The sequence below is a fragment of the Thermogemmatispora onikobensis genome, assembly GCF_001748285.1.
Taxonomy (GTDB): Bacteria; Chloroflexota; Ktedonobacteria; order Ktedonobacterales; family Ktedonobacteraceae; genus Thermogemmatispora; species Thermogemmatispora onikobensis.
This window is the reverse complement of sequence record NZ_BDGT01000005.1, coordinates 20,975-34,360: the sequence shown is the minus strand read 5'-3', so window position 1 is coordinate 34,360 and position 13,386 is coordinate 20,975. Positions and strand designations below refer to the sequence as shown.

Below are 13,386 nucleotides of genomic sequence, written 5' to 3'. Positions count from 1 at the left end.
TCGAGACCGCGATGGAAATCACGGGCAGTCAGCAGATCAAGGCCCCGCGCCAGCGCGTCTTTGATGCCCTGTTCGATCCACAGGTGCTCAAAGAGAGCATCCCCGGCTGCGAGAACGCCGAGTACGTCGAGAATCCCGATGGGCGCACGGGGCGTGAGCTGAAGCTGGTTATTTCTCCCAATGTCCCCGGTCTGAAGGGACCCTACACCGTCTACGTGCGCACCGGCGAGGTCGTGGCTCCCGAGCGCGTCGTGCTGCTGAGCGAGCCATATAATGCCCTGGGCCGCATCAAGGCCAGCTGCACTATCACGCTCGCCGAGGACGGCGCCGCCACCACCAACCTGAGCTACGCCGCCGAGGCTACCCTCGAAGGCAAGATCGCCGCCACTCCCGAGGTCGTGATGAAAAATACGCTCAAGCTGGCCCTCGACCAGTTCTTCAAGAACTTCGAGAAGCAGGTCGGCGCCATCACGGCCTGAGTGCACGCGTGCGTCCGCCAACATCTGCTATTCACTTCATCCGCTTTCTCTCTGCGCAGCGCCACTCACTCTACAGCGACGCTTGCGCAGGGAGAAAGCAGGCCGAAACACTGCCCCTGCTTCTGGCGCTACTCCTCCCTCCCCACTCTCAGGCTCTCACCTGTCCTCAGCTTGCTGCCACCTTCACCCGCACCTGCGGCACCCCCAGACCGATAAAGTGGGCCAGAAGCAGACGAACGAGCCGCCGCCGCACCAGCCAGCGAAACCAGCGCGGGAGCCGGAACCAGAGCACGTCGATCGGCGGCGAGGTCTTCACCGGCTGCAAACCGGCCAGCCAATTGGCGCACCCGCGAGAAACGTCCATCGGCGGCCACTGTCAGTAGTGCCCGCACTTCGCGCCAGCCCTCGCGCGTCCGATAGCGTACACCAACGACACGCCCCTCCTGCTCCAGCAGTCCCTCGACGCGTGCCCCCATCTCCAGATGGAAAGCTGGCCAGCGCTGAGCTTCTCGTGCCAAAAACGTCAGAAAGTCGACCTGGGGCACCAGCATAATGTAGGGATAGCGCGTCGCGAGCAGGCGAAAATCAGTCAGCTCCAGCCAGCCATCCTCAGTCTGCAGACCAAACTGCTGGATGCGCGCATGGGGCAGCGCCAGCAGCCTCTCACTCAGACCGAGCTGATCGATGATCTCCAGCACCGACGGATGAATCGTATCCCCCCGAAAATCACGCTCGAAATCTCCATGCGCTTCCAAGACCAGCACCGAGAGGCCCTGGCGCGCCAGCAGCAGCCCAAGCATTAAGCCCGCCGGGCCTGCCCCAACGATGCAACAGGTCACCTCTGGCCCAGCCGACGACGAGGCAATGGCCGCCTCCTCAGCAGCAGTTATCGGCGTCACAGTGCTCTCTTCTAACATGGTCAGCCGCCTCCTTTCCGACACGGCCTTTCATCAGGCTACCTGACGCCTCACGGTCAAGGCGCTCAGTCCAATCATCAGCACCGTGAAGACCAGTAGGATTGCCAACTGGGGAGCAACCTGGCCGAAATCGCTTCCTTTGAGCATCACGTCACGCAGGGCCTCATTGGCATACGTCAAAGGGAGCAGATAGGCAACGGGCTGCAACCAGGCGGGAAGCTGCCCCACCGGCCAGAAAATGCCCGAGAGCAAGATCTGCAGTCCAAAGACCAGCGGAATGAACTGGATGATCTGAAACTCGTTTTGGGCAAAGGTCGAGAGAAAGATGCCCAGATTGACGCCACTCACCGTCAACAGGATCGCCACCAGGAAAACCAGGCCGAGATTCCCTTGATAGTGCACTCGCAGGATAAAGATCACAAAGAGTAAGACGACGATGGCCTGCACCAGGGCGAAGAGCGTGAAGCCGCAGACATAGCCCATGACCAGCTCGGCGCGGCTCAGGGGTGAGGCCAGAACGCGCTCAATTGTGCCCTGGGAGCGCTCGCGCAGGAAGGCCACCGAGGTCAGCAGAAACACAAAGAAGAAAGAGAAGACACCGATAAAAACCGGAGCCAGCGCGTCATTAGACGTGTAGTCGGGACCGCCATGTAGATAGCGCGGCTCGGCCAGCGTTAAGAGCGAGGTGGTCTGCGCAGCGCCAGGAGGGGTCTGCCCTGCTCCCTGGCTCTGGCTGACCCGACTCTGGGCCTGCGCCAGGGCCACATCGAGCTGACGCACCAGAGCCGTCACGCTCTCACGCATGGCCACGGCGACCGTGGGATCAGATCCCTCAAGCACAAGCTGCAGTCTGGGATGCTCGCCGCGCGCCAGTTGGGTCGCCAGATCCGCCGGGAAAATCAGCGCCGCGTCGGCCTCGCCCTTGTTGAGGACACTCTCCACCTCATCGGCTGCGATCGTTATCGTCTTCAGACGCGAGGCTGGCGGCAGCAGGCAATCGATGAAGGTATTGAGGGCCTCGCTCCCCGTCCCGCTGGGGCGCACCAGGGCCAGTGTGGGGACACTGCCGCTGCTCCCCGTGAGCACGACATACAACACGCTCATCACGAGCAAAGGCACGAGAAAGACCAGCGCCAGCGTGCGTCGGTCGCGCATAATCTGCCGTATAATGCGTGAAGTCAAGGCCAGGACACGTGCACCGTTCATGCTGTGACCTCCTCCTGCCGTCCACGGGCAGCGTAGTAGAGAAAAGCCGTCTCCATATCGCTGGTGCCCGCCCCTTCCAGCAGCTCCTGGGGCGTACCGCAGGCCAGCAGCTTGCCGAAACGTAGCAGTCCCAGCCGACTGCAACGGGCCGCCTCGTCTAAATGATGGGTCGAGACGATAATGGTCGTTCCCTCGCGATTGAGCTGGGCGAAGTAGTCCCAGAAGGCGCGCCGCAACTCAGGATCGACTCCAACCGTCGGCTCGTCCAGCAGCGCCAGCCGCGGACGATGGACCAGCGCGCAGGCCAGCGAGAGGCGCTGACGCATGCCGCCGCTGAAAGTCGCCACGACCCGGTCAGCCTCGGCACTCAGTTCGACCCGGGCCAGGATTTCAGCGATGCGCCGCTCGCGCTCTTGACCGCGCAGGCCGTAGAGGCTGCAGAAGAAGCGCAGATTCTCGCGCGCCGTCAGATCAAGATAGAGCGCGCTGAGCTGGGTCATGTAACCGAGCGAGGCCGCCACTCGCGGCTCAGGCAGACACCGCCCGAGCAGGCGCACACTGCCCGCCGTGGGACGCACCAGGCCCGCCAGGATGCGCATCAGGGTGGTCTTGCCTGAGCCGTTGGGACCCACAAGCCCAAAGGTCTCCCCTGCCCCAATCTTGAGGTTCAGCCCATCCAGCACGCGCCTCTTGCCAAAAACCTTGACCAGATCCTCACAGAGCACAAGTGGCTCATTCTCCCTCGCTCCCAATGAAGCCGCTTCTCTCCGACTGCTCTCGGCCATAGTGCTCCTCCCTTGTATTAACTGATTGATTAATTAATAAGATCGTTCAAAAAAAAGCCGCTAGCCCGCTGGTAGCAAGCCGGGGAGGAGCGTCTTGAGCACCAGCGACACCAGCTCCTCATGTGAATAGCGCAGCACAGTGGCATCGCGCAACACCTGGCGACGCATGACCAGTCCTATCATGGTGCTCAGAAGCACCTGGGCCATCTCCTCGGGATCAACCTCCGTGCGCACCATCCCCCGCTCACGCTGCAGGCGCAGGTAGCGCTGCAGAACACCGATGATGCGTGGCAAGAATAGCCCTGGTAGCAAAGGGATCTCCTCGCCGTGGAGCAGCTCCGAAAGGACCGTGCGGATCAGACTGATGACCTGCTCGCTCTCGATAATCTTCAGCGCCTGACAGAGGATCGCGTACAAGAACTCGGCAGGCGGCGCGTCCCACTGCTCCGGCTCCAACTGCTCAAAGAGGCGCAGCGGCGAGCGGCTCTCAATCACGGCCCGCAAGAGGGCCTCCTTATCAGCAAAATAATAGTAGATCAAGCCCGGCGTAATGCCTGCCTCGCGGGCAATGTCCTTATTGGTCGCCCGGGCGACCCCCTTACGAGCAAAGACACGCAGAGCGGCATCGATAATCTGCTCGCGGCGATCTTCTGTTCCTTCCGCCTTTGGCCGACGTGCCATCTTCTCCTGCCCAGATATTAACTAACCAGTCAATTAATATGATAGCCGGGCCAGGAGGAGTTGTCAAGTCTGTCATTCAGCGAGGGTGAGCGGAGCGGCCAGTCTGCTCAGGGGTCAACGGTTGGTGGGGCGGTATAGCTAATGCGATAGATATAGCCGCCCTTATCGTCGCTGACGTAGAGCGAGCCCTGGGGGTCGACGGCCAGGCCCACGGGGCGCCCGGTGGCATCGTTATTATTCAGCAGCCAGCCGGCAGCGAAATCCTCGACGGGGCCAGCGACCGAGCCGTGGGAGTCGAGCGGGATAAAGACCACCTTATAGCCCGTTGGGACCGTGCGGTTCCACGAGCCGTGGAAAGCCACAAAGAGGCCGTGGTAGTGAGCGGGGAACTGGTTGGCCGTATAGAAGGCCAGGCCCAACGGGGCCGAGTGGGCCTGCATCTTCACCAACGGCTGCACCACGCCGCGGCAATCGCCGGGGTGGCCATAGTCGGGGTCGACAATATCCCCAGCGTGGCAGCGAGGCCAGCCATAGTTAGCCCCATCCTGGAGGGCATAGATTGTCTCCGGCGGCGTATTATCGCCCATCAGATCGCGGCCATTATTCGTCACCCAGATCTGGTTATTCCAGGGATTGATAGCCATGCCGACCGCATTGCGCAGGCCGCGGGCGTAGATCCTGCCGCCGCTGCCATCCAGGTTAAAGACCATCACCGTTGCGCGGCGGGGGTCCGGCTCGATGCACACATTGCAGGAGGAGCCGATCGAGACATAGAGCCGGCCATCGGGGCCGATCAAGACCGTGCGCGTCACATGGTTGCCGCCCGTAGGCAAGTTGGGCACAATCACCTTGCGGCTCGTCACATGCCAGGAGGTATCGAGCGTAAAGCGCGTGACCCGCGAGGCCTCGCCCACGTAGAGCGCGCCCTGATAAAAGACCAGGCTGGTCGGATCGTCAAGGCCCGAGACCACGACCACGCGGCGAGCGGCCTTCCCGCTATGGGACGGATCGGGCAAGGCCACAATGCTTCCGGTGCCACGCTCGGCAACAAAGAGCGTGCCATCGGGACTAAAAGTAATAAAGCGGGGAGCAGAGAGGCCTTGTGCGAAGACCGTGGCGCTGAAGCCGGGGGGGAGCTGCAGATGGGCCACGGTGGCATTGCCGCCCACGAAATGCGAGCCGGTCAACAAGGAGCGCACCAGGGCCCGCTGACTATAGAGCAGAGCGGCCAGGACCACCAGCACGGCTACCAGGAGCGAGAGTATCACGATCAGGCGCCGTCGTCCGCGGCGGCGCGTTGGCTGCACCGGCTGGCTACTCGTGACCTGCAGGCGTTCCTCTTCGTTCGACATAAAGCTCTCGTCCTGGCTAGCTAGGGGCCTGTACTGAGAGTGAACGGTCTGCCGCCCACAGGGCCGCGCAAGAATGAGACCATGTGGCGCTTCTCTCAGCAGTACAGGACCGTGAAATAACGGCAGGCGCCTCAGCCACCAGCCAGCCAACCCGTCCGCCCTGGCCTGCCAGCCGGACTGGCTAAGAGACCAGCTCCAGCTGAGAGATCTCCAGAACACGCGCTAAGAGACGAACGTGATAAGGCTGAGGCTCCTCGCGCCCGTCCTCCAGGTGAGCGATTGTCGTGCGACGCAACCCAGTCATATCTGCCAATTGGCCGATACTGAGGCCGCGACGCTGTCGCCAGAGGCGGAGGTTGGGGAGACCACGCCGCCGTGACTGGGCCTTCCTTTGCGTAGCCTGTGCCTTCATAGACCCTCTCCTTTGAGGATAAGCTCCTTCCTCCTGGCGCCGCTCAGCGTCGTTGCAGAGTGAAGCGCCATCGTGAGCAGAATTCGCCTCTGCTCTTTCCTCGCGAACAACCTGATGCTCGCGAGAGGAACAGGAGCAGCACAATCCTGCTCCTCTTTTTAGAGGATACCAGATCAGCCCGGTCCTTGTCTAGAGAGGAACCACGCCAGCAAAACCCGCCTCGCTAAGGATGATGCTGCTGACCCGTCTGGGAAGGCGCCGTCGCTGTATGGCCACTCGCGCTCTGATGACCCTGGACCTGCAAGCCGTGAGATGACGAGGTCTTGGCCTGGCCTAAATTCTCGGCGGGCTGGTCCGGGCCGACGAGGCGGAGATAGGGGCTATCCAGGCTGCTATCGAGCGAGAGCGAGAGGATCACGCCATCGAAGGGGCCAGGCAGGTAGCGATTGAGGGCCGTCGCCGAGACCAGCGAGACACCGGTATGGAGCAGATGCCGTATCTGCAGCTCTTGCAAGGAATCCGCCACAGAGAGCAAGGTTTCCACATTGAGGCCCGTCTGTGGCGAGCACTGGCCAGCAATCCAGAAAACGACGCCGTCGTGCTGGGTGAGCAGCTCGCAATGCCCGTTGTAGATCCAGCGGCGCGCGTAGGTATTGATGGTCACCCACTGACCTTCAACATAGATGGCTGCCGCACGCCCCTGGTGATCGACCTGAAGAGGATGGATGGCGTTGGCCTCCACTACCTGATAGACCTGGCCGTAAGGCTTAAACTCGCGGATCGCCAACTCGCTCGCGTCATGCCAGGGACTACCAGGAGCCATCAAGGAGTAGCGGAACTCCACCATCGGCCCATCGGTCCATACAGGCCAGCCACGCACGTGGTCGCTATAGAGATAAATGTTGCGCAACACATAGTGATCAGGGACAGCTGCCGGCCAATAGAGCGGGAAATGCAGCTCGCGCTCAACAGCCAGCAGGCTCACTTGATCGTTGTGGCCTGCAGTCGTATTAAGAGGCGAACTGACCACAGGCCTCGTCAGGGGACCATGCACCGGATAGACCCCGCTCTGCACTCCCTGCAGCAGGATCACCAGGCCGGAGGCGAACGAGGGAGCAGTGATGAGCATCGTCAGAAGCATGAAGAGCAGGAGTGAGACGCCGGCCAGGAGCAGGCGCCGGCTCAAGCCTACCCCGCGCACTAGCTCTCTCCAGACACGTCTCTCCTCCAGGTTAAAAAGACGACGCTGCAGTCTTAGACGCTGAAAGACGCGAGCGCGTATCCTTTGCTCAAAACCGGAATCGACTGGCGCAAAGCGCGGATCTTCAGGCTCAAGTAAGGTATGCACAAAGTATGGCGGAATCTCCTCTTCGGGGAGGGAGAAGAGCGTATCCAGTTCCTGGGCGAAAGCGACTTCCTCCTCGCTAAAATCGGAAGGAAGCGTCACTCTGCGGCCACCGAATGAGAAAGAGACAGCGTTGCGACATTCCCTGTTCTCTGCCTGCTCCTCAAATTCGCTCATACTCATGTGCATACTCCTTGAGCGCCTCGCGCAAGCTCTTCCGCGCTCGCCACAGGCGGGTATCGACCGCGTGGCGAGTGAGACCTGTTCTGGCCGCCAGTTCTTCCGTGCTGGCGAACCGGAAATAGCGCTGATAGATCAGGTAGCGGTCAAGCTCAGGCAACGTCGCCAAGGCCAGGCGCAACTCTTCGCGCCTTTCATTTTGTTCCAGCAGCAGCTCCATGCTGGTATCAGGATGGGGAGGCAAAGGAACGCGATTCTCCTGTTCCTGGCCACCCCACCGGTTCCCTTTTCGCCCACCGCTGCCATCGGCAGCAGCCCACTGACCATTTTCCTCCGCCGGCTGGACAGCGTGCACCTGTCGTCGACAGAGCTGACGGCGTCGGTCCAGCGCAATGTATTTCGCGCGCATCGTCAGCCAGGTACGGAGCGTACCACGACTGGCATCGAAGGTCTCGATCTCCTGCCAGGCGGCCACAAAGAGATCGTTGACGCACTCTTCCGCGTCCTGGGCTACCCCCACGCCGTTGAGAATGAGACGAATAAAATAATAAATCTCGCGCGAGTAACGCGCAATGAGGGTTTCCAGGGCATCGGGATTGCGCTCCTTCAACTGCTGAACGAGGTCTTCATCCGACCAGTCCTGTCGCACCATGCTCGCTCCTTGGGGTATCAGGTATATCCTCCCACAAACAGGACCTGCTTGCCGACCACCTCTTCAGCAAGTCGTGTGGCGTCACCGCGCACCGCGGCAGCGCCCCTGGCCGGGGGATATACCGAGTGGTGGTGCTGCGCCATCATCCAACAACATACTACGCCCCGCCTTGCGGGGCTTCTCACATACTCAGCCGCTGCGGCCCTCGCCTGCGTTCCCTTCCCCTCTTCTGAGATGTTCGCTCACCTATCATCTTCCGTAGGTGAGCCTGGCTAGTGCTTGCTTCCTGCTTCCCCTCTCTTTGATTGGCACTGCTTCCTTGCCTTCTCTCTGGCGTCTGGGCTACTCCCTTCTCCCGCGCGTGAGTACTGCTGCTTGTCGCTTGCTGTTGCCAGTGATGGCGTTTTTTCCATTGTGACGGAAAGCTTGCTGAAAGTCAAGGCCGCCAATGCCTCGCCTGCCAGTGGTGAAGATTCCTCTCCCCTTCCTCTTTTCCTTTGCTCGTCTCCAGCCCTCCATCCTCTCGCTTTTCTCGGTCAGCCGCTCTCAGTGGCCGCTTACTCCCGGGAAGGGAGCATGTTATAATACCTCAACATCGGAGCTTCAACCAACCCAACCAGCTTCACGTAAGGGGTGCCTGAAGATGACCTTCTCGATCGTTGCCCGTGACCCGCAGACGGGTGAGCTGGGCATTGCTGTCCAGTCGAAGTTTTTGGCCGTGGGGGCTGTTGTCCCCTGGGCCAAAGCTGGCATCGGCGCCATCGCCACCCAATCTTGGGCCAATACTACCTATGGCCCACGCGGTTTAGAGCTGCTGGCCCGCGGTCTTTCGGCGGCTGAAACCCTGGAGCAGCTGCTGGCGGACGATCCCGAGCGAGCCAAGCGCCAGGTTGGTATTGTGCCTGCTAGCGGTGCGCCGGTTACTTATACTGGTAGCGAATGCTTCCCCTGGGCCGGTGGACATGTCGGCGAGCATTATGCCTGCCAGGGCAATATTTTGGTCAACGAGGAAACGGTGAATGCGATGGCGCGCACTTTTGAAGAGACGTCTGGTCAGCTTTGTGATCGCCTGCTGGCGGCTCTGGCTGCAGGTCAGGAGGCCGGCGGCGACAGCCGTGGTCAACAATCGGCGGCTCTGCTAGTGGTGCGCGAGAAGGGTGGTTATGGCGGCTTCAACGATCGCTTCATTGATCTGCGCGTCGATGATCATCCCCGTCCGATTGAAGAGCTGGCTCGCCTCCTGCGATTGCACAGACTCTACCTCTTTCCGCCTGATCCCCAGGATATGCTACCAATCGATGAGGCGATTGCCCGCGAGCTGCAGGAGTTGCTGACACGCAGCGGTGACTATCATGGCCCGCTCTCGGGCGTCTTTGACGCGCAGACACGCGAGGCTTTCTGGCACTTCTGCGGGCGTGAGAACCTGGAAGAGCGCTGGCTGGAGGGGGAGCGCATCGATCGTGTGGTGCTGACCTTTATGCGCGAGCGTCTGGGCAGCCAGGGCGGCGATCGCGGTTCAGCCTGACCTGAGGTGATGCTGGCGGGGGCGGGGCGGACAGCCAGCTGCCTTTCACCGTCTAGCAGGGCAGCTGGCGATGAGTCAGCGTCGAGGGACGCGAGGTCAGGGCTGCAATCTGATTTCTGGACTGCAGCCCTGACCTCTTGTTCTTTTCCTGCCATTGGTGATCGAGCCGGCAGCGAGCGGCATCTGGCCTAGTATCTGGTGCCGGCCTGGCTGCGGTTGAGCACCGGGATCTTGGAGACCGTCCAGCGATCGTTGGGGCTGGCGACCTCGAACTGCACCATCGAGATGGCATCGGTTGGACAGCGCACGATGCAGAGGCCGCAGCGGATGCACTTTTCCTCGTCGATGATCATATCGGCGCCGCCCTCCCAGGTCTCGGCCAGCTGGTGGAGTGGATCACCTTTGACGACGCGCGAGAGACCTTCCATGCTGATGCAGTCGTACGGACAGATGTCGACGCAGCCCGAGCAGAGGATACAGATCGAGGGATCGATCATGATGTTGAGCTGGCACTGCAGGCAGCGCCGCGCCTGAATGACCGCCTGCTCGGGGGTATAGCCGGTCTCGGTCTCGCGCGTGTAGCTATAGCGCTCGTTGACGGGCAGCGATGGAATATTCTCATGCGGGATCGACTCATAGTCGTCGACCATGCCGCGGCGGTAGTCAGGCAGTTCGATCTCTTCGGGTGGCTCCGCCGGCTTATCCTGCCCGCCGAGGTAGCGATTGATGGCGATGGCGGCGTCGCGCCCGTCGGCGATGGCAGAGATCAGGTTACGCGAGCCTTCGGTGAAGTCGCCGCCGGCGAAGAGGCCGGGATAGCTGGTCATCCAGGTCTCGCGGTCGATCAGTGGTACGCCGGTGCGGCGATTGACCTCCAGATTCAGCTCTTTGGCCGGAATCCAGGAGGAATCGCTATACTGACCGAAGGCAGCGATCACCATGTCGATGTCATCGAGGACGAACTCGCTGCCCGGGATGGGGATCGGGCGACGGCGTCCGCTGGAGTCAGGATCGCCGAGCTTGTTGCGCACGAACTTAATGCCGCTGACGTGAACGCCATCCTTGCTCAGGATCTCGGTCTGCGTGACCAGATACTGGAACTCGACGTGCTCGCGGATCGCCTCGTCGACCTCGTACTCGTCGGCAGGCTGCTCCTCCTTGGAGCGGCGGTACATGACGTAGACCTTGTCAGCGCCGAAGCGGATGGCAGTGCGGCAGCAGTCCATCGCGGTAAAGCCGGAGCCGAGGACAACGACGCGCTTGCCGACAAAGACCGGCTCGCCGTAGTTGGTCTTGGCCAGGAATTCGATACCGTTCATGACGCCGACAAGGTCGGCCCCGGGGACGACCTTCCCATCAGGCCCGGTAATGGGGTTGGAGATGTAGCAGCCGGCGGCCAGGAAGACGGCATCGTACTGCTTGAGCAGGTCGGTGAGCTGGATGTCGCGCCCGACGCGCGTGTTGTAGACCACCTCGACCCCGAGGTCATCCATGTACTCGTTGCATTCTTCGTAGGTGACGCTGCGCGGCAGACGCCAGATTGGAATACCGTTGACCATGACGCCGCCCGCTACGGGGTCGGCCTCGTAGATGGTCACTGGATAGCCCATCTCGCGCAGATCGCGGGCGCAGGCGAGGCCGGCAGCACCGGCCCCAACGATGGCAACCTTCTTGTCTCTGGTGATCGGGGGCCGCTCCGCGTGATGGCGGAACTGGCGGTGATCCGCAGCAGCACGCTTGAGCCAGCAGATGGCAATGGGTTTGCCATCGATCTTGTTGCGCCGACACACCGGCTCACATGGGCGCGCGCAGGTGCGCCCCAGGACGCCCGGCACGACGTTGGCCTTGCGGTTCAGCAGGTAGGCCTCGTCAAAGCGCGCCTGCGAGATGAGGCCGATGTAGGTTGAGACGTCGGTATGCGCCGGACAGCCTACCTGGCACGGTATATTGGTTTGATACCAGTCAGGGCTGGCCAGGAAGGACTGGTATCGGGGTTCCAGTTCGCGATCAGGATCAATCATAGCAGGAGAATCCTTTCCTGAGCATCCGGTTACTTGCTCTCGTCGCCCGGAGTCACGTTTCGGCTCTGCCTGAACGAATGGGTGGAAGCCAACGCAGGCCGCGGGGCGCTCGCCTCTCTTTATCCTTCTTCTTCCTTACTCCGGCTGGGTATTCGCCTGATCCGTCTGCTTTGCTGGCGGCCTTCCCTTCCTTCTGCCTGTTGAGGGGCTACCCCTCCCGGCAGCCTCGTCAGGCTTCCCCTTCCCTCTCCGGTCTTCCGGTCAATGCACAGGTTCGCTTGCTTTGTTCGCTGTTGCTAGCGTTGGCTATTGACGAGACTGGACCGCTTTGCGGGGCGGTGTATTTCTTCCGTCCGTCAGATTATAGCATAGCGCATGGAGAGGAACAAGGCGCAAAGGGGCCAGAGCCTGGCTGTCAGGCTGCTTGAACTTGCCTGGATTGAGCGGCTACGTTACCGTTGCTAAAGCTGCTGCCGGGCTGCTCTGGCTCTGAGCCTGGTGCTGTCGCCTTTCGGCTTCCTCTTCCTTGACTGTTGGCTGCAGTTAGTGCGTGTGATGGATGATAGTGGCTTCTTCAAGGCCGGCCTCGGCAGGCAGCGGTGAGGCGATGAGACCAGCCAGAAGGGCGGCACGCGGCGGAACGCTGTCCAACACCAGGTATTCATCGGGGCTGTGGTCGTTGCCACCGATGGGACCAAGACCGTCGAGTGCGGGCACTCCGTAGAGGGCGGCGTAGCTGGCGTCGGAGGCGCCGCCTGTCAGGACATGCTCCAACGAGAAACCGAGCATGGCGGCAATAGCCCGGGCCTGTTCTGCCAGGCGGTGCGCAGCAGGAGTGCAGACCAGGGGATGCTTGAGATGGGGATCTTCTTCTAGCTCTAGGCGTACGCCGGGAACGCGCTGCTGCTGGAGCAGGCCCAGCCAGCGCTCTTCGGTGGCCTCTTTATCTTCCAGGTGCAGGAAACGCAGGTCGAAACGCGCTTCGGCGTAGTCGGGAACGACATTGGTGGCGCTGCCGCCGCTGATGAGGCCAGGGGTGATGGTGAGGCCCTCGCGCCAGCCGGAGAGGCCGGCAAATTGGAGGACCTGATGGGCCAGTTCAATAATGGCGTTGCGGCCTTTTTCGGGTTCGACACCGGCGTGGGCGGCTCTGCCATAGGCGCGCAGGGTGTAGCCAGCGTTGCCTTTGCGTGCGCTGACGATGGCTCCATTGGCACGGGCAGCTTCCAGGACCAGAGCACGGTGGGCATCGCGCAAGACCTGCTCCATGAGGTCGTCGCAGTGGCGAACGTTGATTTCTTCGTCGGAGACGCAGAGGAAACGCAGCTCGCCAAAGGGCCGGTAGTTGAGCGCTTGCAGGGCTTCGAGGGCGTAGAGCGCGGCCAGGATGCAGCCTTTCATGTCGCAGACGCCGGGGGCGTAGAGGCGGTTGCCTTCGCGGCGCAGGGGACGTGCGGCAGCGGTGCCCACGGGATAGACGGTGTCGCTGTGGGCCAGGAGAACTACCACATCGTCACGATCGCTCTGACCGCGTAACCTGGCCAGCAGATCATTCCCCCATTCCTGGCGCTCGACAATGGTGACTTCCATGCTAAGGGCTTGCAGACGGGCAGCAAGCCACTCCGTCGCTTGATCAATGCCAGCTTTATGAAAGGTGAAGGTTTCAAAAGCGCAGAGGGTGCTCAGCTCATCAATATAGCGCGCCAGTCGCTGGCGGACATAGTCTTCAACGCTTCGGGCAAGTGTGTGCAAATCCATGACTGCCTCCCCACGAGCCTGGGCTTGTTTCTTGTAATTGAACGAGAGGATAGATGAGATGTGACCTCTTGTC

The 13,386-nt window shown here is 61.4% G+C and carries 11 protein-coding genes and 1 pseudogene; 2 read left to right on the top strand and 10 right to left on the bottom strand.

Features of this window, described 5'->3' with window-relative positions:
• Positions 1-11: 11 nt before the first annotated feature.
• A complete protein-coding gene (locus BGC09_RS03445; protein ID WP_069802138.1) occupies positions 12-479 on the top strand; it encodes an SRPBCC family protein in 468 nt (155 codons plus the stop codon).
• A gap of 268 nt (positions 480-747) precedes the next feature.
• Here the strand turns inward: BGC09_RS03445 and BGC09_RS03440 are convergent.
• The 8 genes and pseudogenes from BGC09_RS03440 to BGC09_RS03405 all read right to left on the bottom strand — a co-directional run.
• Positions 748-1,396, bottom strand: a pseudogene (locus tag BGC09_RS03440) (FAD-dependent monooxygenase); the annotation flags it as partial.
• 33 nt (positions 1,397-1,429) lie between these two features.
• Positions 1,430-2,602: an ABC transporter permease gene (locus BGC09_RS03435; RefSeq protein WP_069802134.1), complete on the bottom strand. Its 1,173-nt coding sequence runs from the start codon at positions 2,600-2,602 to the stop codon at positions 1,430-1,432.
• Positions 2,599-3,387 (bottom strand): heme ABC exporter ATP-binding protein CcmA, encoded by a 789-nt coding sequence (gene ccmA, locus BGC09_RS03430; protein WP_069802132.1) that lies wholly within the window; start codon positions 3,385-3,387, stop codon positions 2,599-2,601. Before ccmA ends, BGC09_RS03435 begins: the two co-directional genes overlap by 4 nt.
• 60 nt (positions 3,388-3,447) lie before the next feature.
• A complete protein-coding gene (locus BGC09_RS03425) occupies positions 3,448-4,068 on the bottom strand; it encodes a TetR/AcrR family transcriptional regulator (protein WP_069802129.1) in 621 nt (206 codons plus the stop codon).
• Positions 4,069-4,175: 107 nt separating this feature from the next.
• Complete coding sequence (locus BGC09_RS03420; RefSeq protein ID WP_084657904.1) at positions 4,176-5,420, bottom strand: PQQ-dependent sugar dehydrogenase; 1,245 nt, start codon at positions 5,418-5,420, stop codon at positions 4,176-4,178.
• A gap of 181 nt (positions 5,421-5,601) precedes the next feature.
• Positions 5,602-5,832 carry a helix-turn-helix transcriptional regulator gene (locus tag BGC09_RS03415; RefSeq protein ID WP_069802127.1) on the bottom strand — a complete coding sequence of 77 codons (231 nt, stop codon included), beginning with the start codon at positions 5,830-5,832 and terminating at the stop codon, positions 5,602-5,604.
• A gap of 223 nt (positions 5,833-6,055) precedes the next feature.
• The gene (locus BGC09_RS03410; protein ID WP_141727615.1) at positions 6,056-7,360 is read right to left on the bottom strand and encodes a hypothetical protein; all 1,305 of its coding nucleotides are present in this window, start codon (positions 7,358-7,360) and stop codon (positions 6,056-6,058) included.
• Complete coding sequence (locus BGC09_RS03405) at positions 7,341-8,009, bottom strand: sigma-70 family RNA polymerase sigma factor (RefSeq protein WP_069802123.1); 669 nt, start codon at positions 8,007-8,009, stop codon at positions 7,341-7,343. Before BGC09_RS03405 ends, BGC09_RS03410 begins: the two co-directional genes overlap by 20 nt.
• A 643-nt stretch (positions 8,010-8,652) precedes the next feature.
• Between BGC09_RS03405 and BGC09_RS03400 the strand changes: the two genes are divergently transcribed.
• A complete protein-coding gene (locus tag BGC09_RS03400) occupies positions 8,653-9,534 on the top strand; it encodes a DUF1028 domain-containing protein (protein WP_069802121.1) in 882 nt (293 codons plus the stop codon).
• Between the two features lie 188 nt (positions 9,535-9,722).
• Here the strand turns inward: BGC09_RS03400 and BGC09_RS03395 are convergent, their stop codons facing one another.
• Positions 9,723-11,555: an FAD-dependent oxidoreductase gene (locus tag BGC09_RS03395; protein WP_069802119.1), complete on the bottom strand. Its 1,833-nt coding sequence runs from the start codon at positions 11,553-11,555 to the stop codon at positions 9,723-9,725.
• A 543-nt stretch (positions 11,556-12,098) separates the two neighbouring features.
• Positions 12,099-13,313 (bottom strand): M20 family metallopeptidase, encoded by a 1,215-nt coding sequence (locus BGC09_RS03390; protein ID WP_069802117.1) that lies wholly within the window; start codon positions 13,311-13,313, stop codon positions 12,099-12,101.
• Between the last annotated feature and the right edge of the window lie 73 nt (positions 13,314-13,386).

Bases quoted from the DNA above. Each gene is read 5' to 3' on its own strand.
- BGC09_RS03445 (WP_069802138.1), top strand. From the start codon at position 12: ATGGAAATCACGGGCAGTCAGCAGATCAAGGCCCCGCGCCAGCGCGTC.
- BGC09_RS03435 (WP_069802134.1), bottom strand. From the start codon at position 2,602: ATGAACGGTGCACGTGTCCTGGCCTTGACTTCACGCATTATACGGCAG.
- ccmA (WP_069802132.1), bottom strand. From the start codon at position 3,387: ATGGCCGAGAGCAGTCGGAGAGAAGCGGCTTCATTGGGAGCGAGGGAG.
- BGC09_RS03425 (WP_069802129.1), bottom strand. From the start codon at position 4,068: ATGGCACGTCGGCCAAAGGCGGAAGGAACAGAAGATCGCCGCGAGCAG.
- BGC09_RS03420 (WP_084657904.1), bottom strand. From the start codon at position 5,420: ATGTCGAACGAAGAGGAACGCCTGCAGGTCACGAGTAGCCAGCCGGTG.
- BGC09_RS03415 (WP_069802127.1), bottom strand. From the start codon at position 5,832: ATGAAGGCACAGGCTACGCAAAGGAAGGCCCAGTCACGGCGGCGTGGT.
- BGC09_RS03410 (WP_141727615.1), bottom strand. From the start codon at position 7,360: ATGAGTATGAGCGAATTTGAGGAGCAGGCAGAGAACAGGGAATGTCGC.
- BGC09_RS03405 (WP_069802123.1), bottom strand. From the start codon at position 8,009: ATGGTGCGACAGGACTGGTCGGATGAAGACCTCGTTCAGCAGTTGAAG.
- BGC09_RS03400 (WP_069802121.1), top strand. From the start codon at position 8,653: ATGACCTTCTCGATCGTTGCCCGTGACCCGCAGACGGGTGAGCTGGGC.
- BGC09_RS03395 (WP_069802119.1), bottom strand. From the start codon at position 11,555: ATGATTGATCCTGATCGCGAACTGGAACCCCGATACCAGTCCTTCCTG.
- BGC09_RS03390 (WP_069802117.1), bottom strand. From the start codon at position 13,313: ATGGATTTGCACACACTTGCCCGAAGCGTTGAAGACTATGTCCGCCAG.